Source organism: Nisaea nitritireducens, assembly GCF_014904795.1.
Taxonomy (GTDB): domain Bacteria; phylum Pseudomonadota; class Alphaproteobacteria; order Thalassobaculales; family Thalassobaculaceae; genus Nisaea; species Nisaea nitritireducens.
In genome coordinates this window covers 88,022-112,149 of the sequence record NZ_JACZFS010000031.1, presented here as the reverse complement: position 1 = coordinate 112,149, position 24,128 = coordinate 88,022, and the positions used below count along the sequence as shown (strand labels likewise).

Annotated in this window: 26 protein-coding genes; 7 read left to right on the top strand and 19 right to left on the bottom strand. The window is 61.7% G+C overall.

Annotated elements, in window-relative coordinates; translation table 11 throughout:
* Window positions 1-9: 9 nt before the first annotated feature.
* Genes IG629_RS11335 through IG629_RS11290 form a run of 10 tightly spaced genes read right to left on the bottom strand, consistent with a single transcriptional unit; the run spans window position 10 to window position 9,919 of the window.
* Complete coding sequence (locus IG629_RS11335) at window positions 10-597, bottom strand: uracil-DNA glycosylase family protein (protein ID WP_193172057.1); 588 nt, start codon at window positions 595-597, stop codon at window positions 10-12.
* Complete coding sequence (locus tag IG629_RS11330) at window positions 590-1,114, bottom strand: DUF2937 family protein (RefSeq protein ID WP_193172056.1); 525 nt, start codon at window positions 1,112-1,114, stop codon at window positions 590-592. Before IG629_RS11330 ends, IG629_RS11335 begins: the two co-directional genes overlap by 8 nt.
* A 10-nt stretch (window positions 1,115-1,124) precedes the next feature.
* Window positions 1,125-2,348, bottom strand: a complete 1,224-nt coding sequence (locus IG629_RS11325; protein WP_193172055.1) for a phosphopentomutase — start codon at window positions 2,346-2,348, stop codon at window positions 1,125-1,127.
* On the bottom strand, window positions 2,348-3,661 hold the full coding sequence (gene deoA / locus IG629_RS11320) for a thymidine phosphorylase (protein ID WP_193172054.1): 1,314 nt from the start codon (window positions 3,659-3,661) through the stop codon (window positions 2,348-2,350). Before deoA ends, IG629_RS11325 begins: the two co-directional genes overlap by 1 nt.
* 12 nt (window positions 3,662-3,673) lie before the next feature.
* On the bottom strand, window positions 3,674-4,402 hold the full coding sequence (gene deoC, locus IG629_RS11315) for a deoxyribose-phosphate aldolase (protein WP_193172053.1): 729 nt from the start codon (window positions 4,400-4,402) through the stop codon (window positions 3,674-3,676).
* On the bottom strand, window positions 4,395-5,219 hold the full coding sequence (locus tag IG629_RS11310) for a purine-nucleoside phosphorylase (protein ID WP_193172052.1): 825 nt from the start codon (window positions 5,217-5,219) through the stop codon (window positions 4,395-4,397). Before IG629_RS11310 ends, deoC begins: the two co-directional genes overlap by 8 nt.
* A complete protein-coding gene (locus IG629_RS11305) occupies window positions 5,216-6,193 on the bottom strand; it encodes an ABC transporter permease (protein WP_028465949.1) in 978 nt (325 codons plus the stop codon). The genes IG629_RS11310 and IG629_RS11305 overlap by 4 nt, the downstream gene beginning before the upstream one ends.
* A 9-nt stretch (window positions 6,194-6,202) precedes the next feature.
* On the bottom strand, window positions 6,203-7,309 hold the full coding sequence (locus IG629_RS11300) for an ABC transporter permease (protein WP_193172051.1): 1,107 nt from the start codon (window positions 7,307-7,309) through the stop codon (window positions 6,203-6,205).
* Entirely contained in the window at window positions 7,306-8,907 is a 1,602-nt protein-coding gene (locus IG629_RS11295; RefSeq protein ID WP_226886622.1) for an ABC transporter ATP-binding protein, read from the bottom strand. Before IG629_RS11295 ends, IG629_RS11300 begins: the two co-directional genes overlap by 4 nt.
* Window positions 8,908-8,926: 19 nt before the next feature.
* Window positions 8,927-9,919 (bottom strand): BMP family lipoprotein, encoded by a 993-nt coding sequence (locus IG629_RS11290; protein WP_193172050.1) that lies wholly within the window; start codon window positions 9,917-9,919, stop codon window positions 8,927-8,929.
* A gap of 159 nt (window positions 9,920-10,078) precedes the next feature.
* Here IG629_RS11290 and IG629_RS11285 point away from each other — a divergent pair, with 159 nt between their 5' ends.
* Window positions 10,079-10,420, top strand: a complete 342-nt coding sequence (locus IG629_RS11285; RefSeq protein ID WP_193172049.1) for a DUF1491 family protein — start codon at window positions 10,079-10,081, stop codon at window positions 10,418-10,420.
* Window positions 10,421-10,477: 57 nt separating this feature from the next.
* On the opposite strand, the gene IG629_RS11280 is transcribed toward IG629_RS11285, so the two are convergent.
* From IG629_RS11280 to IG629_RS11270, 3 genes are read right to left on the bottom strand one after another with little or no spacing between them, the layout of a single operon-like run.
* On the bottom strand, window positions 10,478-10,942 hold the full coding sequence (locus IG629_RS11280; RefSeq protein ID WP_226886621.1) for a peptidylprolyl isomerase: 465 nt from the start codon (window positions 10,940-10,942) through the stop codon (window positions 10,478-10,480).
* Between the two features lie 46 nt (window positions 10,943-10,988).
* Window positions 10,989-11,519, bottom strand: a complete 531-nt coding sequence (locus IG629_RS11275; RefSeq protein WP_193172048.1) for a peptidylprolyl isomerase — start codon at window positions 11,517-11,519, stop codon at window positions 10,989-10,991.
* Window positions 11,520-11,568: 49 nt separating this feature from the next.
* Window positions 11,569-13,038 carry a cobyric acid synthase gene (locus IG629_RS11270; RefSeq protein ID WP_193172047.1) on the bottom strand — a complete coding sequence of 490 codons (1,470 nt, stop codon included), beginning with the start codon at window positions 13,036-13,038 and terminating at the stop codon, window positions 11,569-11,571.
* Between the two features lie 356 nt (window positions 13,039-13,394).
* On the opposite strand from IG629_RS11270, the gene IG629_RS11265 reads away from it, so the two are divergent.
* The gene (locus IG629_RS11265) at window positions 13,395-13,589 is read left to right on the top strand and encodes a (2Fe-2S)-binding protein (protein ID WP_084608235.1); all 195 of its coding nucleotides are present in this window, start codon (window positions 13,395-13,397) and stop codon (window positions 13,587-13,589) included.
* A gap of 129 nt (window positions 13,590-13,718) precedes the next feature.
* Window positions 13,719-14,201, top strand: a complete 483-nt coding sequence (gene bfr / locus IG629_RS11260) for a bacterioferritin (protein ID WP_193172046.1) — start codon at window positions 13,719-13,721, stop codon at window positions 14,199-14,201.
* Between the two features lie 94 nt (window positions 14,202-14,295).
* Here bfr and IG629_RS11255 read toward each other — a convergent pair whose 3' ends face one another.
* Together IG629_RS11255 and IG629_RS11250 are read right to left on the bottom strand one after the other, a co-directional pair.
* Window positions 14,296-14,772 carry a hypothetical protein gene (locus IG629_RS11255; RefSeq protein WP_193172045.1) on the bottom strand — a complete coding sequence of 159 codons (477 nt, stop codon included), beginning with the start codon at window positions 14,770-14,772 and terminating at the stop codon, window positions 14,296-14,298.
* A gap of 84 nt (window positions 14,773-14,856) precedes the next feature.
* Window positions 14,857-16,089: a glycosyltransferase gene (locus IG629_RS11250; RefSeq protein WP_193172044.1), complete on the bottom strand. Its 1,233-nt coding sequence runs from the start codon at window positions 16,087-16,089 to the stop codon at window positions 14,857-14,859.
* Between the two features lie 80 nt (window positions 16,090-16,169).
* Between IG629_RS11250 and IG629_RS11245 the strand changes: the two genes are divergently transcribed.
* Genes IG629_RS11245 through IG629_RS11235 form a run of 3 tightly spaced genes read left to right on the top strand, consistent with a single transcriptional unit; the run spans window position 16,170 to window position 18,180 of the window.
* Complete coding sequence (locus IG629_RS11245; RefSeq protein WP_193172043.1) at window positions 16,170-17,099, top strand: VOC family protein; 930 nt, start codon at window positions 16,170-16,172, stop codon at window positions 17,097-17,099.
* A gap of 59 nt (window positions 17,100-17,158) precedes the next feature.
* Window positions 17,159-17,452, top strand: coding sequence for a hypothetical protein (locus IG629_RS11240; RefSeq protein ID WP_193172042.1), 294 nt, complete (start codon window positions 17,159-17,161; stop codon window positions 17,450-17,452).
* A 38-nt stretch (window positions 17,453-17,490) separates the two neighbouring features.
* Window positions 17,491-18,180 carry a fused DSP-PTPase phosphatase/NAD kinase-like protein gene (locus IG629_RS11235; protein ID WP_193172041.1) on the top strand — a complete coding sequence of 230 codons (690 nt, stop codon included), beginning with the start codon at window positions 17,491-17,493 and terminating at the stop codon, window positions 18,178-18,180.
* A gap of 6 nt (window positions 18,181-18,186) precedes the next feature.
* On the opposite strand, the gene denD is transcribed toward IG629_RS11235, so the two are convergent.
* Both denD and otnI read right to left on the bottom strand, forming a co-directional pair.
* Window positions 18,187-19,179, bottom strand: a complete 993-nt coding sequence (gene denD / locus IG629_RS11230; RefSeq protein ID WP_193172040.1) for a D-erythronate dehydrogenase — start codon at window positions 19,177-19,179, stop codon at window positions 18,187-18,189.
* Window positions 19,176-19,955, bottom strand: coding sequence for a 2-oxo-tetronate isomerase (gene otnI / locus IG629_RS11225; protein WP_193172039.1), 780 nt, complete (start codon window positions 19,953-19,955; stop codon window positions 19,176-19,178). Before otnI ends, denD begins: the two co-directional genes overlap by 4 nt.
* 132 nt (window positions 19,956-20,087) lie before the next feature.
* Here otnI and otnK point away from each other — a divergent pair, with 132 nt between their 5' ends.
* Window positions 20,088-21,356 (top strand): 3-oxo-tetronate kinase, encoded by a 1,269-nt coding sequence (gene otnK / locus IG629_RS11220; RefSeq protein ID WP_193172038.1) that lies wholly within the window; start codon window positions 20,088-20,090, stop codon window positions 21,354-21,356.
* A gap of 39 nt (window positions 21,357-21,395) precedes the next feature.
* Here otnK and IG629_RS11215 read toward each other — a convergent pair whose 3' ends face one another.
* Together IG629_RS11215 and IG629_RS11210 are read right to left on the bottom strand one after the other, a co-directional pair.
* Window positions 21,396-22,220 (bottom strand): sensor histidine kinase, encoded by an 825-nt coding sequence (locus tag IG629_RS11215; RefSeq protein ID WP_193172037.1) that lies wholly within the window; start codon window positions 22,218-22,220, stop codon window positions 21,396-21,398.
* Between the two features lie 98 nt (window positions 22,221-22,318).
* A complete protein-coding gene (locus IG629_RS11210) occupies window positions 22,319-24,082 on the bottom strand; it encodes an IlvD/Edd family dehydratase (RefSeq protein ID WP_193172036.1) in 1,764 nt (587 codons plus the stop codon).
* Window positions 24,083-24,128 lie beyond the last annotated feature (46 nt).

Sequence of the window (24,128 nt, the reverse complement as noted above, 5' to 3'; positions counted from 1 at the left end):
GCATGCCGCCTACCGGATGAGCCGCGCCACTTCCGCCTGGAGGTGCGGCAAGATCTCGCCCTCGATCCAGGGATTCTTCTTGAGGATATTGCCGCTGCGCCAACTCGGGTGCGGCATCGGCAGATAGAGTGGTGCATAGTCGCGCCAACTCTGGACGGTTTCCGTCAGGGTCTTTTTTCGCGCCTTCCCGAGATAATGTTTCTGGGCATACATGCCGGCCAGGATCACCAGATCGATCCGCGGCATGTGGCCGAGCAGTTCCGCGTGCCATTGCGGGGCGCATTCCGGTCTTGGCGGCGCGTCCCCGCCGTTGGGCAGCACGCCGGGATAGCAGAAGCCCATCGGCATGATGGCGATCCGCTCGGAGGTGTAGAAAGTCTCCCGATCCAGACCCATCCATTCCCGCAGCCGGTCACCTGAGCGGTCGTTCCAGGGAATACCGCTCTCGTGCACCCGGGTGCCTGGAGCCTGTCCGACAATCAGGATGCGGGCGCCGGGACGCGGCACCACGACGGGGCGTGGGCCGAGGGGCAAATGGTCGGCGCAGGTGCGGCAGGCGGAAATCCGCGTGACAAGAATTTCAAGCGGATCAGGCACGGCGGCGGTCGAAGCGGCGCCGTTCCCGGTATGGCCGTCTGAGGACCAGACGCCAGATCAGGGCCAACAGGGCGTGCAAAATCCAGGCAACCAGAACGCCGACGATGGCAAATCTCGGATCGATTGTCAGTGTCGGCTTGAAGGCCTCCCATGTGGCGGGGCCGACCACGGGATCGAGATGCTGGAAAGCGATCCAGGGGCGCATCATGTAGGGCGCTTTGGCGAGCTCGACGAGCGCCTCGTCGAGCGCCTCGGCCCGGTCGCGCCGGCGCAGCATGTTGTCGGCCCCGGACCGGATCGCTTCATCCTCTGACGCCCGGTACCGGTCCGCGAATTCCTTGAGGGACAGGCCGAAGGCGCCTGCATCCTCAACGTCCTTCTTGTGCGCGGCCATGGCCTCGTCCCGCGCGCCGCCGAGGCGCTGTTCATATTCCTGGACGAGTTGCGGGATCTGGGAGCCGCCAATGCCGCCGGCGGCGATCATGGCGATAAGGATCAGGTCCCGTAACATTTTCATCGCTGGTCCCCTACGCCGCCTGGCCGAAAGACTGGCCGTGCGGCATATCGTTTATCCCGAGATGTCGTGCCAATGTCTGGCCGACATCGGCGAAGCTGGAGAGATGCCCGAAGGCGACATCGGGTCTGGCACCGCCGAGGGCCAGCACAGGGACATTCTCGCGTGTATGGTCTGTGCCGCGCCAGGTCGGATCGCAACCGTGGTCGGCAGTGATGACGGCCAGATCGCCGGGGCCAAGCAGGGCTTCGAATTCCGGCAGGCGGCTGTCGAAGGCTTCGAGCGCTGCGGCATATCCAGCCGGATTGCGGCGGTGGCCGAAATGCACATCGAAATCGACGAAATTGACGACGATAAGGCTATCGGACCCGGCAGCGCGTGTCTCCTTTAGGAGCAGGTCGAACATCGCATCATTATCCGGTGCCTTCACCTCCCGGCCGGTGCCGTCATGGGCGAAGATGTCGCCGATCTTGCCGATGGAGATGACAGAGCCGCCACGATCCGTTTGGCGTTTCAGCAGTGTCGGAGCAGGCGGCAGTACGGAATAGTCCCGCCGGTTGGCCGTGCGCCGGAAACTGGCGCTGTCTTCTCCGACAAAGGGGCGGGCGATCACCCGGCCGATTTTCAGCGGGTCGACAAGCGTGCGCGCCGTCTCGCAGAGACGCAGTAGACGGTCGAGCCCAAAATGCTCTTCATGCGCGGCGATCTGCATCACGCTGTCGGCGGAGGTGTAGAAGATCGGCTTGCCGGTGCGGATGTGCTCCTCGCCAAGCTCCTCGATGATGACAGTGCCGCTGGCATGCCGGTCGCCGAGCCAGCCGGGCAGATCGGCGGCCTTCATCAGCCGCTCCATCAGGTCGCGCGGGAAGCAGGGTTCAGTTTCCGGGAAATATCCCCAGTCAAAGCTGACCGGCACACCGGTCAGCTCCCAGTGCCCGCTCGGTGTGTCCTTGCCGTTACTGATCTCCGAGGCATATCCCCAGCTTGCCTCCGGCGAGGCCGCTGTAAGGCCGGGCGCGGGCTTTCCCGTACTGGCTTCGAGCGCACTTCCGAGTCCGATCCGGCAGAGATTGGGAAGGCAAAGAGGACCGGAGCGCTGCTCGTTTTCTCCGCGTCCGTCAGCGCAGGCTTCCGCGATATGGCCGACTGTATTCGAGCCGGTATCCCCGAACGCCTCGGCATCGGGGGCGCCGCCGATGCCGACGGAATCGAGAACGATGAGGAATGCCCGGGCCATCAGGTGACAATCTCGATAATGGGGGAGGCCTCATCCGGCGTACCATTGCCGATGCTGAAAGCTTGCTTCAGTGTTTCGGCCGCGCGGGCGGCGTCCTCCTCGTCCTTCGCATGAACGACCGCCAGCGGCTGCTCGCCGTCGACGGTATCGCCGAGCCCGGCGATTTCGGTCAGTCCGACGGAGCGGTCGATGCGGTCCTCTGCCCGCTGCCGTCCACCGCCAAGCTCGACCACGGCGAGGCCGATCCGACGAGTGTCGATTGCCGTCACCGTTCCGGTGCGGTCGGCATGGACAGAAACAACATGCGCAGCCTTGGCAAGAGCTTTGGTGTCGCGCAACAGATGGGTCGGCCCGCCAAGACAGGAGACCATGCGCTCGAACCGTTCGGCGGCCGCGCCGGAGGCGAGGGTACGCAGCAATTTTTCCCGGGCGCTCTCCCGATCCGGTGCGAGTCCGCCGGTGACCAGCATTTCCGCGCCGAGCGCGATTACAACCTCATGCAGACGGTCGTCGCGCCGTTCGCCGGTGAGGTAATCGATGGTCTCGCGCACTTCCACGGCATTACCGGCGCTGTGGCCGAGCACCTGATTCATGTCCGTGATGATTGCGGTGGTCGGCAGTCCGGCGCCGTTCGCTACATCGACGATGGAGCGGGCAAGGGCGCGGGAGCCGTCGAGCGTTTCCATGAAGGCACCGGAGCCGGTCTTCACATCCATGGCGAGGCCCTGCAGCCCGGCGGCGAGTTTCTTGGAGAGGATCGAGGCTGTGATCAGGGGAATGGATTCCACCGTCGCCGTCACATCCCGCACGGCATAAAAGCGCCTGTCCGCCGGGGCGAGATCTTCAGTCTGTCCGATGATGGCGCAGCCTGCCTGCTCGACCGCCTTGCGGAAACGGGAGACTGACGGCGCTGTCTCGTAGCCACGGATTGAGTCCAGTTTGTCCAGCGTGCCGCCGGTATGGCCGAGCCCGCGTCCGGATATCATCGGCACGAAGCCGCCGGTGGCAGCGACCATCGGGGCCAGCATCAGGCTGACCTTGTCGCCGACCCCGCCGGTCGAATGCTTGTCCAGGACCGGGCCGCCGAGCGTTTCCGCATCCCAGTCCATCACATTGCCGCTGTCCCGCATCGCCAGGGTCAGGGCGACGGTCTCTTCGGTTTCCATGCCATTCAGGAAGACGGCCATGCCGAAGGCGGCAATCTGTTCCGGGCTCGCTTCGTCGCTGGTAATCCGTTCGACAAAGGTCGCGATCTCGGCCTCCGAGAGAGCGGCGCGGTCACGTTTCTTGCGGATGATTTCCTGGGTCAGCATGGCGGTAGTCTCTCACTCTTTGTGCCCAAGTGTCTTCAACAGAGCGTCGAGCAGACTGCTGGCACCGAAACGGAACGTCTCCGGTGTCGCCCAGCCCGGTCCCATGATCTTGTCGGCGAGCCGCAGATAGGCAATGGCCTGCTCCGTTGTGCGAATGCCGCCGGAGGGTTTCAGGCCGACCGGCTTGCCGCTCTCCCGGATGGCTTCCAGCATGATATGGGCAGCTTCCAGAGTGGCGGAGACGGGTGTCTTGCCGGTGGAGGTCTTGATGAAATCCGCACCGGCCGCAATCGCGTCCCGGCTGGAGCCGGCGATGGCGTCGGCGGTCTGCAACCGGCCTGTTTCCAGAATGACCTTGAGGTGTGCGTCGGGTCCGCAGGCTTGCTTGCACGCGCTGACAAGATCCCCGGCGATGGCGGTATTGCCGTTCAGCCAGCTGTCATAAGGCCAGACCACGTCCACCTCATCCGCGCCATCCGCAACGGCCTGTTTCGTAACCGCGATAGCGCCCGCGATATCCGGGCGGCCATGCGGGAAGTTCGAGACCGTGGCAATGCGGACAGTCGTTCCGGCAAGTGCGCTCTTTGCCTGCGCCACGAATGCCGGCCAGATGCAGACAGCGGCGACCGGCCCGGCGGGCGTCACGGCGCGTTTCAGCATGGCACCGACCGAGGCCGGAGTGTCATCGTCTGCAAGACTCGTCAAATCGAGCATGGACAATGCGCGGCCGGCTTCAGTCATGAATTGGGTCCTTCAGAAATTCCAGCAGCAGGCGGGTCATGGACTCCGCGATCGTCGCGCCTTGGGCCAGTGTGTGTTCGTGGTCGAGAATTTCGTTCGCAACCATGCCCGCGCCGAAATTGGTTATACCGGAAATTGCGGCAACCCTGAGGCCCGCATGCCGGGCGGCCAGCACTTCCGGCACCGTCGACATGCCGACGGCATCGGCGCCGAGGAGGCGGAAGGCGCGGATTTCCGCCGGGGTTTCGAAGTTCGGGCCGAGCGCCCAGAGGTAGGTGCCTTCATGCAGCGCCACATCCTCCGCCTCGGCGCTGCGCCGGAGCGCGTCCCGCAGGCCGATGTCATAGGCCTGTGTCATGTCGAAGAAGCGCGGTCCGAGTGCCGGATCGTTCGGGCCGATCAGCGGATTGGCGCCGGACCAGTTGATATGGTCCGTCAGCATCATCAGGCCGCCTTGCGCCATGTCTTCCCGAAGGCTTCCGGCGGCGTTGGTCAGTACCAGCGTCTCGACACCGAGCAGGGCCAGCGCCCGCACCGGCAGAACGACGTCGGACAGCGGATGGCCTTCATAGGCATGTGCCCGGCCCTGCAGGACGAAGACTTCGCGGCCCGAAAGCGTGCCATGGATCAGGCGGCCGTGGTGGCCTTCGACAGCAGGTTTCGGAAAGCCGGGGATGTCGTCGAAAGAAACCGAGGCCGGGTTTTCCACCGCATCGGCGACGGGGCCGAGCCCGCTGCCGAGGACCAGTGCGATCCGGGCGCTTCGGCCCGGCAGAGCTGCGCGGATAGCCTTGGCCGCTATGCTGTAAGGGGTCACGTCCGCTCCTTCACATAGGGGGTGCCGCTGGCTTTTGGGGCGATGGCCTTGCCGATGAAGCCGGCCAGCAGGACGACGGTCAGAATGTAGGGCAGGGCCTGCAGCAGCTGAACCGGGAAGATGCCGATTACCGGCAGCTCGACGCCCTGCAGGCGGACAGCCATGGCGTCGAGAAAGCCGAACAGCAGGCAGGCGAACAGGGTCGGCACCGGCTTCCACTTGCCGAAGATCATCGCCGCCAGCGCCATGTATCCCTTGCCTGCCGTCATGTCGCGCACGAAGGCGGCGGAATGGGCGGTGGAGAGGTAGGTCCCGGCAATGCCGCAGAGGGTCCCTGCGATCACCAGTGCGCTGTAGCGCAGGCCGGTGACGCTGATCCCGGCAGTATCGACCGCCGCCGGGTTTTCGCCGACAGCCCGCAGCCGCAATCCGAACCGGGTGCGGTAAACCACCCACCAGGTCAGCGGCACGACGGCAAGGGCGAGATAGACGAGGATGTTGTGCCCGCTGATCACCTCCGCATAGAGCGGCCCGATCACCGGAATGCTGCGTGCGGCATCCGCGAAAGGCAGGGCATGTTCAGTAAAGCGCGCGGAGGCATCGAGGGTCGGCGTCCGGCCGCCCTGATGGAACCAGGCGATGCCGAGCACGATTGTCAGCCCGGCGGCCACGACATTGATGGCAACGCCGCTGATCACCTGATCGCCCCTGTGGGTGATGCAGGCAAAGCCGTGCAGCAGCGCCAGACCGATGGAGACGGAAATTCCCATGCCGAGCCCGGCCCATGCCGAGCCGGTGACGGCAGCGGTCGCGGCGGCGGCAAAGGCAGCCGCCAGCATCTTGCCCTCAAGTCCGATATCGATCACGCCCGAGCGTTCCGAGAACAGACCGGCCATGGCGGCCAGGATCAGCGGCGTGGCGACGCGCAGCGTGGCGTCGAGGGTGAGCAGGATCAGGAGATAGGTGTCCGCCATGATCGCCCCCTAGCCCCGCGCCGGCATGAGCCGGCCGATCAGCCGCGCGACCAGCGGATTGAACATGTAGGCGAGCGCGCCGGAGAACAGGATGATGAAACCCTGGATGACGATTACCATGTCGCGGGTGATCTGCTCGAACTCGAAGTCGAGCTCCGCGCCACCCTGATAGAGGGTACCGAACAACAGGCTGGCCAGCACGATGCCGATCGGATGATTACGTCCCATCAGGGCGACGGCGATGCCGGTGAAGCCGTATCCGGCGGTGAAGTTCAGCAGCAGCTTGTGCTGCACGCCCATGATCTCGTTGATGCCGACCATGCCGGCCAGCATTCCGGAAAGTGCCATGGTCCAGAAGATCGTCTTCTTCGGATCGATCCCGGCATAGATCGCCGCCGTCTCGTTCCGGCCGACCGTGCGGATGGCATAGCCCCATCGGGTGCGCCAGATGAAGATGGCGACGAGGACGGAGGCGATCAGGGCAAGGACAAAGGAGAGGTTCAGCGGCGAGCGGGAGACGTCTATCCCGATGACGGCGAACATCTGGTGCGCCATCGGCAGCCAGGCGCTTTCGGCGAATTCCCGGCTTTCGGGGGACATCTGCCCCGGCTTGATCATCACATTGACCAACAGGTAGACCATCAGCGCCGAGGCGATGAAGTTGAACATGATGGTGGTGATGACGATGTGGCTGCCGCGATAGGCCTGCAGCCAGCCCGGCACCGCCGCCCAGATCCCGCCGAACAAGGCGGCCCCGATCATGGCCAGCGGCAGCAGCGCGTACCAAGGCAGCAGCCCGTCCAGTGCCAGGATGACAAGCCCGACGCCAAGCCCGCCGATATAGGCCTGCCCTTCGCCGCCGATATTGAACAGCCCGGCATGGAAGGCGACCGCGACGGCAAGGCCGGTGAAGATGAAATTGGTCGTGTAATAAAGCGTGTAGCCGATGGCCTCGTCATAGCCGAAAGCCCCGTAAAGCATGACGTCCAGCGCTTCGATCGGGTTTTCGCCGAGCGCCAGGATGACAAGAGCGGAGACCGCGAGCGCGGCGAGGATGTTCAGTGCCGGAATAACCCCGACATCGACCCATTTCGGGAGCTTGATCGGCTGGCTCATGCGGCTTTGTCACCCTCGGGACTGCCCTGAGGGGCATCGTCTTCTGAAATGTTCGCCATCATCAGGCCGATCCGTTGCGGGTCCGCATCGGCGGCCATCATCTCGCCGACGATACGGCCGTCGGACATGACGAGGATGCGGTCGGAGAGAGACATGATCTCCTCCAGCTCCACGGATACCAGCAAGACCGCGGCGCCTTGGTCGCGCATGGCGACCAGGGTGTTGTGGATGAACTCGATGGCGCCGATATCGACACCGCGCGTCGGCTGGCCGACCAGCAGCAGCTTCGGCTCGGTTTCCAGCTCCCGGGCCAGCACGAGTTTTTGCTGGTTCCCTCCGGAGAAACTGGCTGCCGGGAGGTGCGGGTTCGGTGGACGCACGTCATAGCGCTCCATCTCCGCCGCACAGTCGGCGATGGCCGCTTCCCGGTCCAGCAGCAGACCGTTGTTGTACTGATCCCAGTCCTGGTGGCCGAGAATGTGGTTTTCATGCGCCGGGAAAGCGGTGACCAGCCCCATATGGTGCCGGTCTTCCGGCACATGGGCGATGCCGAGACCGCGTGCCTCATGCGGATTGTAGGGTGTCGCGGCGGACACCGTGCGGGTGCCGTTTATCGAAAAAGAGCCACCTGAGAGTCGCTGGATACCGGCCAGCGCCTGCAGCAACTCGCTCTGCCCGTTCCCGGCAACGCCGGCGATGCCGACGATCTCGCCCGCGTGGACCGTGAAGCTCACCGCTTTGACGCGGTCAACGTCCTGCGCATCTGTGACGGTGACATTGTCGGCCTGCAGGATGGTCTCGCCGATTTTCGGCTCCGGCTTGTCCACACGCAGTAGAACCTTGCGGCCGACCATCAGTTCGGCGAGCTCCTCGGCGCTGGTCTCCGGTGTCTTCCGGTGCGCGACCATCTCGCCGAGCCGCATGACCGACACGCTGTCGGTGGCGGCTAGGATTTCACGCAGTTTGTGGGTGATCAGGATAATGGTGACGCCGCGCTCCCGGAGGGCATCCAGGATCTCGAACAGCCGGTCCGCTTCCTGCGGCGTCAGTACACCGGTCGGCTCGTCCAGTACCAGGATGCGGCAGCCGCGGATGAGTGCCTTGAGGATTTCGACCCGCTGCTGCTGGCCGACCGAAAGGTCGCCGACAAGCGCGTCCGGGTCGACCGTCAGCCCGTAATCCCGGGACAGCCGCGCCAGCTCAGCCCGTGCCGCCCGCTCACCCTTGTCGAGCAGCGCGCCGCCTTCGGAGCCGAGCATGACATTGTCGAGCACACTCATGGTGTCGACCAGCATGAAGTGCTGATGCACCATGCCGATGCCGAGATCGATGGCGGCCCGGCTGGATGCGATGGTTACCGGTGTGCCGTCGACCAGAATTTCCCCTGCATCGGCATGATAGAAGCCGTACAGGATCGACATCAGGGTCGATTTCCCCGCCCCGTTCTCGCCGACGATGCCGTGGATTGTGCCCGGCATGACGCGCAGCGTTACGTTCCGGTTCGCCTGAACCGGTCCGAAACTCTTACTGATGCCCTTCAACTCGATGGCGGGCGGCTCGCCGCCGCCCGCCATGGACTGTTGATGATCGGAGGTCATGTTTTCTGATGCGCGGCCTTTAGTACGGGCAGGTATTGTCGGCCATGTAGTCATGCACCTTGATCTCGCCGGACTTGATGCCCGCTTCGGCCTTTGCGACCGCAGCTTTCATCTCGTCGGTGATCATGTCCTTGTTATGCTCGTCCAGCGCCCAGCCGACACCGTTCTCGCCGAGACCGAGGACATTGATGCCCGGCTTCAGTTCGCCCGCCTTGGCGCTCTTGAAGACATTGTAGGCGGCGATGTCCACGCGCTTCAGCATGGAGGTCAGCATGGTGCCCGGATGCAGGTAGTTCTGGTTGCTGTCGACGCCGATGGCTTTCTTGCCCGCATCTTCTGCAGCCTGCAGCACGCCAAGGCCGGTGGAGCCGGCTGCCGCGAAGACAACGTCCGCGCCGCGGTCGAACTGGCTGCGGGCAAGCTCTGCGCCTTTGGTCGGATCGTTCCAGGCGGCCGGCGTGCTGCCGGTCATGTTCTGCAGAACCTCGACATCCTTGTTCGCCCACTGGGCGCCACCGACATAACCGCAGGCAAAGCGGCGGATCAGCGGAATGTCCATGCCGCCGACAAAGCCGAGCTTGCCGGTCTCGGAGGCTTTCGCCGCCAGCACGCCGACCAGGAACGAGCCTTCATGCTCGTTGAACACGATTGACTGAACGTTCGGCACATCGACGACGCTGTCGATGATGGCGAAGCTGGTGTCCGGATATTCCTTGGCGATCTTCTCGATGGCCGGACCCTGGGCGAAGCCGACACCGAGGATCGGGTTGGCGCCCTTGCGCGCCATGCGGCGGATCGCCTGCTCGCGCTGGGTCTCGTTGGTCACCTCGAATTCGAGATATTTGATACCGGATTCCTTGGCGAAGCGCTCGGCACCCTCGTAGACACCTTCATTGAAGCTCTTGTCGAATTTGCCGCCCATGTCGAACACGACGGCCGGCTTGAACTCGGCGGCATCGGCAGCGGCGCCGATACCGATTGCGGCGATTGCCGCGAATACCCACTGTTTCATTATGTGCCACCCCTGTTTATTAAGGCCGCTCAGGGCCTGTTCGCGGATTTCAATCCGTGCGGTAGTCTAAAAAAGAAACCCGCCGGAGTCCTGCTGCTTTTACCGATCAGTAAAATTGCGGAAAGCCCGCAGATTTCAACGGCCGCCGGGGATTAGCTGATGATTGGACCGCGTCTCAAGTCAAAAATGTTGGTTCAGGCCGGGTTGCGCCAGTGCATGGCGCTCGGCCTGACGGCGACCGTGGCGCGTTCCGGCGATGACGATGCGGGTACGGTGTATCTGAAGATCAACCGGCTTGGGCCGGGTTTCACCATCCTGGCGCTGGCCCGGGAGCTGGACGGCAGCCTGAAATGGCGTTCGCGGACGGGCGAGGAGCCGGTGCCGGAAGCCGAAGCGGATGCGGTGCTGGAGAAAGAACGCCGCATCGATCCCGATATTTGGGTTCTGGAAATCGAGGACCGCGAGGGCCGCAATCCGCTCGAAGACGCGCTGTTCTTCTGAGGCGAACCCAGGACCTGACGTAAAGCCGGTCCTGGGTTGGATAGATGTTTGTTCAGGTTATTCGGCGTCTGCCGCGACCTGGACCTTGACCATTTTGTCAGGGTCGACCGGCGGTTCGCCCTTCTTGATCATGTCGACGAATTCCATGCCTTCGGTGACTTCGCCCCAGACGGTGTATTGACCATCGAGGAAGCGGGCGTCCTTGAAGCAGATGAAGAACTGGCTGTCGGCGCTGTTCGGGCTCTGCGAGCGTGCCGCACCGACCGTACCGCGCTGGAACGGTGCATCGGAGAATTCGGCGTCCAGCTTCTGGCCGGATCCGCCCATGCCGGAACCGGTCGGGTCGCCGGTCTGCGCCATGAAGCCATCGATCACCCGGTGGAAGACGATGCCGTCATAAAAGCCTTCCCGGGCCAGTTCCTTGACCCGCGCCACATGCTTCGGGGCGAGGTCGGGCTTGAGCTCGATGACCACGCGGCCATTGTCGAGATCGATGAAGAGGGTGTTTTCCTGATCGCTCAAGGTTTCGATCCTTTTCTGAGTTTCTGGGAAGAGGTGAGCTGTGGACTTACTGAGCGTCCGCAGCCACCTGCAATTTCACGATATGATCCGGCGTGCGCGGCGGCTCGCCACGCTTGATCATGTCCACGAATTCCATGCCTTTGGAGACTACGCCCCAAACGGTGTATTTTCCGTTTAGGAACTGGCAGTCAGTAAAGCAGATGAACCACTGGCTGTCCGCGCTGTTCGGATTGCTCGACCGTGCCGCGCCAACGGTGCCGCGCACGAAAGGCGCATTGCTGAATTCAGCCTTCAGCTTCTGGCCGGAACCGCCCATGCCGGTGCCGGTCGGATCGCCCGTCTGCGCCATGAAGCCGTCGATCACCCGGTGAAAGATGATGCCGTCGTAAAATTTCTGCCGCGCCAACTCCTTGACCCGCGCCACGTGGTTCGGCGCGATGTCGGGGCGCAGCTCGATTTCGACGCGTCCATATTGAAGGTCGAGATAAAGCGTGTTTTCAAGATCCGCAGCGCGGGCCGGGCCGGTCAGCAGAACTGCCGTCAGCAGCACCAGCAGGGCGCAAAGGCGATTGGCCATGTATGCCTCCGAGAATGAGCGTTTCCGGCCGCACCATAGACGACCGCGCTCAGCGGGCAAGACCGAACAGGGTTTCAATATCCAGGTGGGCGTCCAGATGATCGGCCAGCCGGTCCAGTACACCGTCGATTTCCATTTCGAAACTGGTGTCTGAAAAGTGCGTGGCACCGAGTTCGGCGAGAAAGGCCCGGCGAAATTCGTCGCCGGAGAACATGCCGTGCAAATAGCTTCCCGCGATCTGCCTCGAGCGGGAGCAGGCACCGTCCCGGTGCGGGCCGCTGCCGTCATCGATGGTCGCGAAAGGGCGATCTCTGTCGGGGCCGTCGGTCCGGCCGATATGGATCTCGTAACCGGAAACCGGCTTGCCCGTGGCGGCGGTGCCGGTGATGCGGGTCAGGGCCTTTTCGGGCGACAGTACGGTTTCGACATCCAGCAGCCCGAGCCCGTCCGCCGATCCGACGGGGCCTTCCAGCCCATCGGGGTCATGCACCTTGCGGCCGAGCATCTGGTAGCCGCCGCAGATCCCGAGCACGCGGCCGCCGCGCCGGACATGGGCCGCAATATCCACGTCCCATCCCTGCGCCCGCAGGTCGGCAAGGTCGCCGATGGTCGATTTCGAGCCAGGAATCAGGATCAGTGCGGCATCGCCGGGCAGGGCGCGCCCGGGCTCCACGATATCGACCGTAACGTCAGGCTCCAGCCGTAACGGGTCGAGATCGTCGAAATTGGCGATACGGGAAAGCCGCGGAACCGCGATCCTGATCGGTCCCGCTGCTTCGTGGACCGCGCTTTCAAGAGCGACGGCATCTTCGGCCGGGAGTTTCCGGGCCTCGGGAAAATACGGCACGACCCCGAGCGAAGGCCATCCGGTCCGCTCGGTGACGATGCGTAACCCTTCGTCAAACAGCGAGACGTCGCCGCGAAACTTGTTGATCATGTACGCGGCAATGCGCGTCCGGTCTGCCTCCGGGATCACCGCATGGGTGCCGACCAGGGAGGCGATGACGCCGCCGCGGTCGATATCGCCGATCAGCACCACCGGGCAGCCCGTGGCTTCGGCAAAGCCCATATTGGCGATGTCTCCAGCCCGCAGGTTGACTTCAGCCGGGCTACCGGCGCCTTCGACGAGGATCAGGTCGGCGTCTTCCTTCAGACGGGTGAAGCTTTCACGGACCGCTCCCAGCAGTTCCGGTTTCATGGCCTGATAGTCGCGGGCCTTCGCATGGCCGCGCGCCTTGCCATGCACGACCACCTGGGAGCCGAGATCGGTTTCGGGTTTCAGCAATACCGGGTTCATGTCCGTATGCGGCTCGAGACCGCAGGCGCGCGCCTGAAGCGCTTGCGCCCGGCCGATTTCGCCGCCATCGACCGTGACCGCAGCATTGTTGGACATGTTTTGCGGCTTGAACGGCCGGACTCTGAGGCCTTTCCGGGCCGCCAGCCGGCACAGACCAGCGACCAGAACGGATTTCCCGACATCCGATCCGGTCCCCTGAAACATCAGCGCTTTTGCCGTCATTTTCGCCACGCATCCCGACTAACCGATACAGGCTAATACCGCAGGTGATTTTGTTTGTCCTGTTTACGAAATGTTCAGGTTTAACGGGTAAAAAAAGTACCAAGCCAGAATTGTTTTACGGAACGATGAAGGCAACAGAACACTCGAGCCTTTCGACTTCGCTCCCTCCCTCTCGGCTCGAGCTAGGGCGGTCCTTCGGGGCCGCCCGACCTATTTGATCCCGACTGAAATCATAAGGTTTCCGCGCGTTTCTCATCAAATTCTAATACAGACCAATTTTGGTCCTTTATTTCGTATTGACAATCAGTCGCAAGAAGCATCATATGCGAATGACTCTTAATTGCGGGTAGCGCGCCATGTATGTGTGTCTGTGCAATGGATTTACGAATCGCTGTGTCGACAAGGCCATTGAGGCCGGTGCGCGCACAGTCGGTCAGGTTTATCAGAATGTGGGCTGCCGTCCGCAGTGTGGAACCTGCATGAATACCATTCGTGAACAGCTCTCGGCGCGGACCGGCGAGATTGAAATGTCTTCTACGGATGCTGCGTAGAACCGGAATTAAACGCTAACTCTTTGTTATATTGAGTATAGTTCGCAATATTGATTTGGCGAACGTACTTGGAATTATTCTAAACAGTGCTATCTTCCGCTCCGGGACATTCAATCTGGAGCAAGGCCTATGAAGGGCGACAGCAAGGTTCTCGAATTTCTAAACAATGGTCTGAAGGGCGAGTTGACCGCCATCAGCCAGTATTTTCTGCACGCCAAGATGTTGCAGGACTGGGGTTTTTCGAAACTCGGCAAGCACGAGTACGATGAGTCCATCGACGAGATGAAGCATGCGGAAACGCTCATGGCCCGCATTCTGTTCCTCGAAGGCGTGCCTAATCTGCAGTATCTCGACAAGCTGCTGATCGGCGAGGACGTCAAGGAGATCTTCGAAGGCGACATGAAGCTCGAGCTGGACGGGATCGCCAACTACAAGGCCGGCATCAAGCATTGCGAGTCGGTCGGCGACTATGTGACCCGCGATCTCTTTGCCGAGATCCTCGAAGATGAAGAAGGTCACGTCGATTACATTGAGACCCAGCTCGGCATGATCGAGAAGATGGGCATGCAGAACTATCTGCTGCTGCAGTCTGAAGCGAACGAAACGGACTGACGCAAATCTCCTGAATGGATTTGCTGCGGATTAGGACATCCTGCCGGTAGGCAGGGTGTCCTTTGCGTTTAGGCTCCGGCATTTCTGAGCGGGCTTATGCATCTGATACCGCTGTCGCGCCGGATGCAAACACGGTCTGCGCCAGAAGCAGTGCGGCCTGCGCGGTTGCCTGAATGCTGACCTGCTCCATCCACATGCCCAAACGGGACTCCACCAGGTCGGTCTGCCGCTGACGTGCAGCATTGAGCATCCGCAGCAGTACCTGCTCATCAATGCTCAGTGGGGCGGCCGGTGTGGTGGCGATAGCAAGGCGGCGCCGGCTGCCGAGGACCAGCATGGTCATCATCCGGTTCAGCGGTACGAGAGCGGAAACCAGCCCCGAAAACTCGAACGCTTCCAGAACCGAGCCGGTTGCGCAGCGACGCTCCTTGTGGGCGCGCATCCATTGCCGCATGCCCCAGAGGATCAGGGCTTCGAACTCGTCCAGCGCAGGTGTGACCAGTGTCGAAGGGAGTGGGCCACTCCCTGTCCGAGCCTGAAATCCGGTTTGTCCTGTCAGCAGGTGCTGCACGATCTATCCCTCCCATCGAATGGTCAGGACAGGTTAGTGATTATGAGAATGAGTTGCAATTAAAAGAATTCACCTCACGGGCGATTAGCCTGGATTTTTTCCGATCAATTCGAAGCAGGCCGAAACGATGGCCTGAAGACCCTCATCCGGATTGCCGAGCTCCACGGACCCGGCAGCCATGATGGCTTTTTCCAGGAGGGCATCGTCCCGGGCGGCGCGGACGAAGAATTGTGTCAGGGCCTTGCCGGGGAGTTCTTTTGCAGGATTGTTCAGTACACGCGTCGCGCCGAGGGTTTCGATCCGCTTAGCGGTCACCAGATGCTCCAGGTTCCAGGGCAGGATCGCTTGCGGGGTGCCGGCCATGGTTCCGGCAACTGCCGTTGAAAGCCCCCCGTGATGTACCAGAAGCCGCGCCTTCGGCATGACCTCGTTGAAAGGCAGGGGCGTCGGGCTGATTCGGAACCGGTCGGTGGAGTTCTTGTGCGCGGCATCGGAGCTGATGCCGCTGATATAGGCCAGTACCAGCAGATCGCTTTGCTTCAGGGCATCGACCGCCAGCTTCAGCAGCGGATGGGAGTGCGGCATGTAGAAAAACACACTGTCCGCCGGTCGTTGGTCCTTCGGTAACGGAGTGATGTCCGTCGGCATGTTGAAAGGTGGGACAGTCGCTTCTTCGCGATGGGCGGCATAGGGGTCGACGATTGACAGGGTGAGCGGAAAGGACCGGTCGCCATGAAAGGCATCGCTCAGATAGGGGAGCTGTTCTTCGCCGCGTAACCGAAGCACCTTGTTGATAATGGCGAGCAGATTCGCTTCATGCTCTTTTGAGAAGTCCTCCAGCGCATCTTGCCAGGGCCGGATCGGCGGCATCGGCCGGCCACCGGGCGGCATGGTGTAGCCGTTCCCGATGGTCAGGGACGGGATCCGGCCGCGCGCCGCGATATTCATGGTCGGACTGAAATCGCCGACCACCAGATCGGGCTGCACGGCAGAGAAGAGTCCGTTCCAGGCTTCGAGCCGGGCTGCGAAGCCACTTTCGTTGCCATAGCCGATGAGATTCAAAACGTCGGCGAAGGAATGGGTCGGCACCGTCCGTGCTTTTGGATCGGACGGCATGTTCCAGCGCGGGATTGGCAGCAGATGATAGCCGTCTGGCAGCTTACCGGTTCCGGGGTCCCAGAAGGCATCCGCGCGTTCCGTTTCCTGCAGGGCGAGAAAAATCTCCGCGCCCCGTTCCCGAAGCGCACGGGCGATCGGTTTGATCCTGTTGATGTGGCCTAAACCGGCCCCGAATTCCCACCCGAACAGAATGCGCATCAACCGTTACTTTTCAGTGCTTTGATTTCTCCGCATAGTGACGCGGCAGATTCGGAAAGCAAGCCGGGAAAGAACGGAATATGGAACAGCCGCGGCAATTGCCAGTCGGAGAGGAGATCTTCCTCGATCATGTGGCGCACTTCGTGCCGGATATGGCGGAGGCGCATCGCGAGTTCAACCGGCTCGGATTCGTGCAGACGCCCTTTACGGAGCACCGCCACAATCTTGACGAGGCGACCGAACCGGTACCGTCCGGCACGGCCAATCGCTGCATCATGCTGCCCGAGGGCTATATCGAGATCATCACGGTCTCGGATGCGTCCACGCCGCTCGGCGCGCGGGCGGCCGAACAGATGGAGCGCTATATAGGCCTGCATCTGATCGCCTTCTCCTGCGCCGATCCGGAAAGCGCACAGGGCCGGCTGACCCTGACGGGTTTTCATCCCGAGCCCCTGGTGCACCTTAAGCGTCCCGTCAGTCTGGCCAGCGGCGGCGAGGATGAAGCCAGCTTTACTGTTTGCAGAGTACGGCCGCAGGACATGCCGGAGGGCCGGGTGCAATATGTCGCCCACCATACCGAGGAGATCGTCTGGCAGGATCGGTGGCTACACCACGGCAATGGCATCGTCGCGCTGCGCGATGTGGTGGTCGGGGTTGAGACCCTCGACAAGGTTGCCGCTCGTTACTGCTGGTTCCTCAACCGGGGCGGCCCGAAACCGGTGAGCGAGCATGTCTGGCGAATCCCGCTTGAACGAGGCGGTGTGGTGATCGTCGATGAAGACGGTCTTGCCGATCTCGTCCCGGATGGCGAGTTGCCCGAGGACGGCCCTTTGATCGTCGGCTATGGGCTGCTCTCCGAAGACCTCGGGAAGACCGAAGCCTTCCTGCGGGAGCGCGGTTTCGCTCCGGAGGCGCTGGACGGCTATCTCCGGCTCTCATTGCCGGAAACCATAGGCGGTACCTTGTTTATTGCGGACGATGAGACGAAATTGCCGTGGATTACGGGATAGAGTCATAAAATCGCCAGCAAACGCGTGTAAAAGGGCCTCGGATTTAGGAGAGTTCAATTATGTCCAAGACATTGGTCGCGACGATGATGAGTGCGACGCGTCACACGCAGGAAGACTACGTTTTCACGGTCGATGACGATGAAATCTGGTCGAAGACACCGATCAAGATCATTCGTGCCTTCGCGGAATACGTCGACGAGAAGGTTTTTCCTGACGAGATGGTGGATTTCGAGATTAACGCCTCTTTCAAGAACGAAGAGCATAAATGCGTAACCGCGATGGGGCAGATGGTGTTCGAGCGCGGCCGGCTTCCCTTCACCCTGATGATTGGTGAGCGCGGGGAGAAGGACTAGTCCATGTCCCTGACCGCGATCGCCGTGAGTGATTTCTGATGACCGACGCTTCTTTGCCCGAGAGCTCCGCTCTTCCGCGCCTTGAAGGCCTGGAGCGTCGGCGTGCCTGGTGGCACCTGATGGCGCAGGATCACGGTGTCTTCCGCTCCATCTATCTGAACAAGCATCTGGTGCGGGGCGATCTCTGGCGTTCAGCGCAGCCGTCTCCGTGGCATCTGGAACGGTTGACCAAGGCCGGGTTCCGGACCGTTCTCAATCTACGTGGGTCGGAGCAGGACAATTACCGCTACCGGCTGGAACGGGAGACCTGCGAGCGGCTCGGGTTGAAACTGATCAGCCTGCCGATCCGGTCTCGTAGCCCACTGAAGCGGGAAACCATGATCGACGCCATCAATGTCTGGGATCAGCTTGAGGGTCCGACACTGATGCATTGCAAGTCCGGCGCGGATCGCACCGGGCTGATGAGCACGATATATCTGCATCTGAAGCATGACGTGCCGATGCGGGAAGCGATGGACCAGCTTTCCCTGCGCTTCGGACATGTGAGGCAGGGCAAGACCGGCGTTGTCGATTTCGTATTCGAGACATTCGCCGACCGTCATGACGAAACCGGGATCACATTCCGCGACTGGGTCGAGACGGAATATGATCCCGATGCATTGAAGGCTTCCTTCCGCGATCAGTGGTTCTATTCCCTGATCGTCGACAAGGTGCTGCGCAGGGAATAACCCGGTTTACGCGGCGATCTTGCCGCCCAGCTCATCCTCGATGAAGGCCCGGATAACCGCTTCCATGCCTTCATCCTGCGTAAAGCCGAGTGCTGCAGCTTTCTTGGTATTGAAGGCCGGCGGCCAGCCACGCACGATTTTCTCGATGAAGGGATCGGGCTCCCAGTCGATGCGGGAGGCGACGGCCGGTCCGGCGACATGTTCCAGCGCTTTCGCCATCTCTGCGACGGTGAGCGAAAAGCCTGGGAGCGAGACCGTGCGCGATGCGCCCCAGGCATCGCCCGCCAGATTGTGAGCGTGGACCGTGTTCTCGACGATGCTGCGCGGGGAGGCGAGCCACATCTTGGCGTCTCCGGCGACCGGACAGATAGCGCGCTCGCCTTGCAGCGGCTCGCGGAAGATCGAGCTGGCGAAGGTGGAGGCGGCCTTGTTCGGTTTGCCCGGGCGAACCACGACGGTCGGGAAGCGCAGGGAACGGCCATCCACGAAACCGCGCCGGCTATAATCCGAGACCAGCAATTCGCCGATGGCTTTCTGGGTGCCGTAGGAGGTCTGCGGCGTTGTTGCCGTCATGTCTTCGACGATATTGGGCAGGTCTCCACCGAAAGCGGCGCAGGAACTGGCGAAGACCATCTTCGGCGTGCCGTCGGCATGCCGGAGGATTTCCAGAATGTTGCGCGTAGCGTCCAGATTGACGGCCATGCCGAGTTCGAAATCCTCTTCTGCCCCGGCGCTGACGATGGCGGCAAGATGGAAGACGCTGTCGGTGTCGCCCGGGATGGCCTCGGCCAGCAGGGCGCTGTCCGTGATGTCGCCTGAGAGACTGCGCACCCGGCTATCGTCCGTCAGCGCGGCAGGCGCGGGGACTGTGTCCAGAAGGGTTAGCTCGGTGATGCTTTGCCGGCTGCCGTCGGCGGCGACAATCGCGTTGGAATCAAGCAGGCGGCGGGCCAGTTTCTGGCCGATGAAGCCTGTAGCCCCGGTTATGGTGATTTTCATAGGGACCACTCCTTCTTCCATGCAAGACCATCGACCGTTCCGGCTTCCGGCCGATATTCGCAGCCGACCCAGCCGTCATAGCCAAGCTCGTCCATCAGATCGAACAGGTAACGATAGTTGATCTCGCCGATGTCGGGCTCGTGCCGGCCCGGGACGCCCGCGATCTGAATATGCTCGATCAGATCGAGATAATCCTGCAAGTGGACCGCGAGATTCCCTTCCATGATCTGGCAGTGATAGAGATCGAACTGCAGCCGGACATTGTCGGCGCCGACGGCTCCCAGGATCGATTTGGCCTGGGCCTGATAGTTCAGGAAATAGCCCGGCATATCGATGTTGTTGATCGGCTCGATGATCAGGGTCTTTCCGCGTGCGGCCGCGATTGGCGCGGCCTTGCGCAGATTGGCTGTCAGGGTTTCCGTGCAAGCTTCGCGGGAGACGCCGTCGGGAACCATGCCGCTCATCACATGCAAGCGCGGGCAGTCGAGCGCATCGGCATAATCCAGTGCCCGCTCCAGCGCCTCGCCGAAACGGTCTTCCCGTCCCGGGATTGCAGCGAAACCGCGGTCTCCCGCTTCCCAGTCGCCCGGCGGAAGGTTGAACAGAGCCTGTTCGAGGCCGGCATCCTTGAGGCGCGCCCGGATTGTTTCGGCCGGAAAATCATATGGAAACAGGAACTCGACGCCCTTGAAGCCGGCATCGGCCGCGGCCTGAAACCGGTCGAGGAACGCGTGCTCCTGAAACATCATGGATAGATTGGCTGCCAGTCTTGGCATGAACACCCCCCTTGGTTGCCGGTCCTTGAAATTGCCGGTTGTTGCACGGACCCGCGCTTGATTGGAGACGCAGCCTACAGCAGACTGCGCTGCCCAATCCAGAAACTGATTTTCCAAGGGAGACATGCGGTTATGGCGCCAATTCTTGGCTGTATCGCGGACGATTTCACCGGAGCCACGGACCTTGCGAACATGCTTGTGCGCGGCGGCATGCGGACCGTGCAGTTGATCGGCGTCCCCGATGAGAACACGGCTGTTCCCGAAGCCGATGCCATCGTCGTCGCTCTGAAATCCCGAACCAATCCGGTGCAGGAGGCCGTCTCCCAGTCGCGCGCCGCGCTGAAATGGCTGCAAAGTGCGGGGTGCCGCCAGTTCTTTTTCAAATACTGCTCTACATTCGATTCGACCGACGAGGGTAATATCGGGCCGGTGACGGATGCGCTGATGGCCGATCTGGAGACGGACTTCACGATTGCCTGTCCGGCTTTCCCCGAGACGGGGCGGACGATTTTCAAGGGGCATCTGTTCGTCGGCGATCAGCTTCTGTCCGACAGTCCGATGCGGAATCATCCCCTGACACCGATGACGGACAGCAATCTCGTGTCGGTCCTGCAACGACAAACTAAAAAACCAGTTAAGCTGATCCAATTCGCTACCGTCGAGGCCGGTCCGGAGGCAATTTCAGCGGAAATCGAGGCATTGAAATCAGCCGGAGGCGGTATCGCCATTGTTGATGCCGTTCTTGATCGTCATTTGTTTTCAATAGATTGCGCTTTGACTGATCTTGCACTGATCACCGGTGGCTCCGGTATCGCCCTTGGGCTTCCAGAGAACTACCGGCGGCAGGGCTTACTGAAGGAAACAGCCGGTGCGGACGTAATTCCGACTGTTCCAGGGCACGCCGCGGTACTCGCCGGGAGCTGTTCCGTCGCAACGCTCGGGCAGATCGACCGGTTCAAGGCGGATTATCCATCCGTTGGCATTGACCCGCTGCGTTTGGCGGATGGTGAAAATGTGGTCGAGGAAGTGCTCGACTGGGCGCGTGAGAAGGTTTCGGCGGGCCCGGTGCTGGTTTATGCCAGCCAGCCGGCGGAGACTGTGCGTGCCATACAGGACCGTCTGGGCCGCGCGGAGGCGGGAGCGCTGGTCGAAGAGGCAATGGCTGCGATTGCAACAGGACTGGTTGCGTCGGGGGTCCGGCGCCTCGTGGTCGCGGGCGGTGAGACGTCTGGCGCTGTCGTGTCCGCACTCGGCGTAACAGGGCTCAGGATCGGTGCGCAGATTGATCCCGGGGTCCCGGCAACAGTCTCGCTGGGAGACGCGCCCATCGCGCTGGCGCTCAAGTCCGGTAATTTCGGCGGCCCGGACTTCTTCGCCAAGGCGTTGGCTGCCATGCCATGACCCGGTGAGGGCTCCTGGACGACTCAATAGGAGCTGTTGTTAAGGGGTATTGAATATAAGCGAGACCGAAGTTCCGAAGTTTGGATTGCTCCGGATTTGAATATCCACATTGTGGGGAGCAAGCTGTCTTTTGATGATCGATAGCCCCCGGCCGGTTCCAAGTTCGCCTTCCGAGCCTTCCATTGGCTTGACCGGCAGGAACTGGAGAACTTCGGAAAGCTTGTCTGCCGACATTCCGGCCCCGGTATCTCGAACCACCATGATGACGGCTCCTGTTTTCGGGTCGATCTTGCCGATTACCGCGACCGTTCCGCCGGGCGGTGTAAACTTGATCGCATTCGTTATCAGGTTGCCAAGCACGTCTTCCAGGACAACTTGCGGGATTGGAAGTGCCGGAAAACTACGGTCGAACTGAACATAGAGAGAGACATTTTTTTCTTCCGCTAGCGCCGCATATCTTTCAACGGCCAGCTGGCAGAGGGCATGAGGGTCTGCCGACATGCTCGCGGCAGGCGCCTCATCCCTGTCCAGGAGCCGGTCGCAGATCCGGACAAGCGCATCGGCGGCATCGTGAGCAATTACCGAGTAGCGTTTATAGCTCGGGTGACTATGTGGCCCGTGTTTCTCGGACTTCAGAAGATGCGTATAGGCACGAAGCGCGCTCAATGCATTCCGCATCTCGTGCGCGATATCAGTGATCGCTTCCTTACCGCCACTTTGCATCGCTTCTGTATTCGCACCGTCCGGAGTGCGTCGATCATCAGTCAAAGGTGTCTCTCGCATGCCCATGGTGCGCTGCTTTTCGTCAACTTGTGGTAACGCAGCCGTGGCGCGAAATTCTTCGCGTCTCTGATTTCGGTGCAATGCACATCGGCGCGTTGCAAAACAATTGTTCCACTATACTGGCATACATCTGTATTAAAATGCAGCCTGGATACGAGCACCGAAATCAGAATTTTTTGCTAATGGGATTCTCGCATGATCGGCGTGCCGCTGCGGCCGACGAGAAAATCCAGGTCAGCCCCCTTATCGGCTTGTTCTACATGCTCAACGTAGAGTTTTGAGTACCCTCTGTCATAGGGTGATTTGAACCCGGGCCAGGCAGCTCGCCGGCGCTCCATCTCCTCGTCCGAGACGTCTAGGTGCATGCGCCGCGCGTCGACATCGACCTCGATCATGTCACCGTTCTGAACGAAGGCCAGTGGCCCACCCGCGGCGGCTTCCGGCGCCGAATGCAGGATGACGGTGCCATAAGCGGTGCCGCTCATCCGGGCATCGGAAATCCGGATCATGTCCTTGATGCCCTTCTTCAGGACTTTCGGCGGCAGGCCCATGTTCCCGACTTCCGCCATGCCCGGATATCCCTTCGGGCCGCAGTTTTTCAGCACCATGATGCAGGTCTCGTCGATATCGAGATCCGGATCGTCGATCTTTTCCTTGTAGTCCTCGATGGTCTCGAACACCACGGCCCGGCCGCGATGCTTCATCAGCTCCGGCGAGGCGGCGGACGGCTTGATGATGGCACCGTCGGGAGCAAGATTGCCGCGCAGGACGGCGATGCCGCCATTCGGCTTGAACGGCTTGTCCAGCGGGAAGATGACTTCCCGGTTCCAGCACTCCGCGTCCTTGTTGTTTTCCCAGAGCGTCCGTCCGTTGACTGTCTGCGCATCCTTGTGGATGAAGCCTTCCAGTTCCCGGATGATCGCGGGCAGCCCGCCGGCATAGAAGAAATCCTCCATCAGGAAGTCACCGGAGGGCATCAGGTTGAGCAGGCAGGGCACGTCCCGGCCGAGCCGGTCCCAGTCGTCCAGTGTGATGTCGATGCCCATTCGTCCGGCAAGGGCGAGCAGATGGACCACGGCATTCGTGGAGCCGCCGATCGCGCCATTGACCATGATGGCATTCTCGAAATTCTCGCGCTTCAGCACGTCCGACATCTTGATGTCCTGGCGCACCATGTCGACGATGCGGCGCCCGGCCATTTGGGACAGCACGTTGCGCCTGGAATCGACAGCCGGGATGGCCGCATTGTGCGGCAGGCCGGCGCCGAGGGATTCCACCATGGAGGCCATGGTGGAGGCGGTACCCATGGTCATGCAGTGACCGGCGGAGCGGGCATTGTCCTGCTCCGCATTCATGAAATCCTGCAGCGTCATCTCTCCGGCGCGGACCATCTCGGAGAATTTCCAGACATGGGTACCGCTACCAACCAGCTCGCCCCGATAGTGGCCGTTCAGCATCGGGCCGCCGGAGACGGTGATGGTCGGAAGATCGCAGCTCGCAGCCCCCATCATCAGGGACGGCGTGGTCTTGTCGCAGCCGACAAGCAGCACGACGCCATCCATGGGCAGGCCGCGAATGGCTTCCTCGACATCCATCGAGGCGAGGTTGCGGTACAGCATGGCCGTCGGCCGGAGCTGGCTTTCGGAGGTGGAGAAGACCGGAAACTCGACCGGCATGCCGCCGGCTTCGTAGACCCCGCGCTTCACCCGCTCCGCGATATCGCGGAAATGGGCGTTGCAGGGATTGAACTCGGACCAGGTGTTGCAGATGCCGATCACGGGGCGTCCGTCGAACATATCGGCGGGAATGCCCCGGTTCTTCATCCAGGACCGGTGCGCCCAACCATCCTTGTCGGTTTTGCCATACCAGTCGGATGAGCGCCGTTTGCCTTTATCCGGGTCGTTCTTGTTCGAATTGTCCCTGTTCGAATTGTCTGCGGCCATTACGCCGGTCTCCCCCTTGACCATCGTCCGGTTTCAGCGCCGGACG

Excerpts from the sequence above, each read along its gene's own strand:
- IG629_RS11330 (WP_193172056.1), bottom strand. The coding sequence starts at position 1,114 with ATGAAAATGTTACGGGACCTGATCCTTATCGCCATGATCGCCGCCGGC.
- IG629_RS11325 (WP_193172055.1), bottom strand. The coding sequence starts at position 2,348 with ATGGCCCGGGCATTCCTCATCGTTCTCGATTCCGTCGGCATCGGCGGC.
- deoA (WP_193172054.1), bottom strand. The coding sequence starts at position 3,661 with ATGCTGACCCAGGAAATCATCCGCAAGAAACGTGACCGCGCCGCTCTC.
- deoC (WP_193172053.1), bottom strand. The coding sequence starts at position 4,402 with ATGACTGAAGCCGGCCGCGCATTGTCCATGCTCGATTTGACGAGTCTT.
- IG629_RS11305 (WP_028465949.1), bottom strand. The coding sequence starts at position 6,193 with ATGGCGGACACCTATCTCCTGATCCTGCTCACCCTCGACGCCACGCTG.
- IG629_RS11300 (WP_193172051.1), bottom strand. The coding sequence starts at position 7,309 with ATGAGCCAGCCGATCAAGCTCCCGAAATGGGTCGATGTCGGGGTTATT.
- IG629_RS11295 (WP_226886622.1), bottom strand. The coding sequence starts at position 8,907 with ATGACCTCCGATCATCAACAGTCCATGGCGGGCGGCGGCGAGCCGCCC.
- IG629_RS11290 (WP_193172050.1), bottom strand. The coding sequence starts at position 9,919 with ATGAAACAGTGGGTATTCGCGGCAATCGCCGCAATCGGTATCGGCGCC.
- IG629_RS11285 (WP_193172049.1), top strand. The coding sequence starts at position 10,079 with ATGATTGGACCGCGTCTCAAGTCAAAAATGTTGGTTCAGGCCGGGTTG.
- IG629_RS11275 (WP_193172048.1), bottom strand. The coding sequence starts at position 11,519 with ATGGCCAATCGCCTTTGCGCCCTGCTGGTGCTGCTGACGGCAGTTCTG.
- IG629_RS11270 (WP_193172047.1), bottom strand. The coding sequence starts at position 13,038 with ATGACGGCAAAAGCGCTGATGTTTCAGGGGACCGGATCGGATGTCGGG.
- IG629_RS11265 (WP_084608235.1), top strand. The coding sequence starts at position 13,395 with ATGTATGTGTGTCTGTGCAATGGATTTACGAATCGCTGTGTCGACAAG.
- bfr (WP_193172046.1), top strand. The coding sequence starts at position 13,719 with ATGAAGGGCGACAGCAAGGTTCTCGAATTTCTAAACAATGGTCTGAAG.
- IG629_RS11250 (WP_193172044.1), bottom strand. The coding sequence starts at position 16,089 with ATGCGCATTCTGTTCGGGTGGGAATTCGGGGCCGGTTTAGGCCACATC.
- IG629_RS11245 (WP_193172043.1), top strand. The coding sequence starts at position 16,170 with ATGGAACAGCCGCGGCAATTGCCAGTCGGAGAGGAGATCTTCCTCGAT.
- IG629_RS11240 (WP_193172042.1), top strand. The coding sequence starts at position 17,159 with ATGTCCAAGACATTGGTCGCGACGATGATGAGTGCGACGCGTCACACG.
- IG629_RS11235 (WP_193172041.1), top strand. The coding sequence starts at position 17,491 with ATGACCGACGCTTCTTTGCCCGAGAGCTCCGCTCTTCCGCGCCTTGAA.
- denD (WP_193172040.1), bottom strand. The coding sequence starts at position 19,179 with ATGAAAATCACCATAACCGGGGCTACAGGCTTCATCGGCCAGAAACTG.
- otnI (WP_193172039.1), bottom strand. The coding sequence starts at position 19,955 with ATGCCAAGACTGGCAGCCAATCTATCCATGATGTTTCAGGAGCACGCG.
- otnK (WP_193172038.1), top strand. The coding sequence starts at position 20,088 with ATGGCGCCAATTCTTGGCTGTATCGCGGACGATTTCACCGGAGCCACG.
- IG629_RS11210 (WP_193172036.1), bottom strand. The coding sequence starts at position 24,082 with ATGGCCGCAGACAATTCGAACAGGGACAATTCGAACAAGAACGACCCG.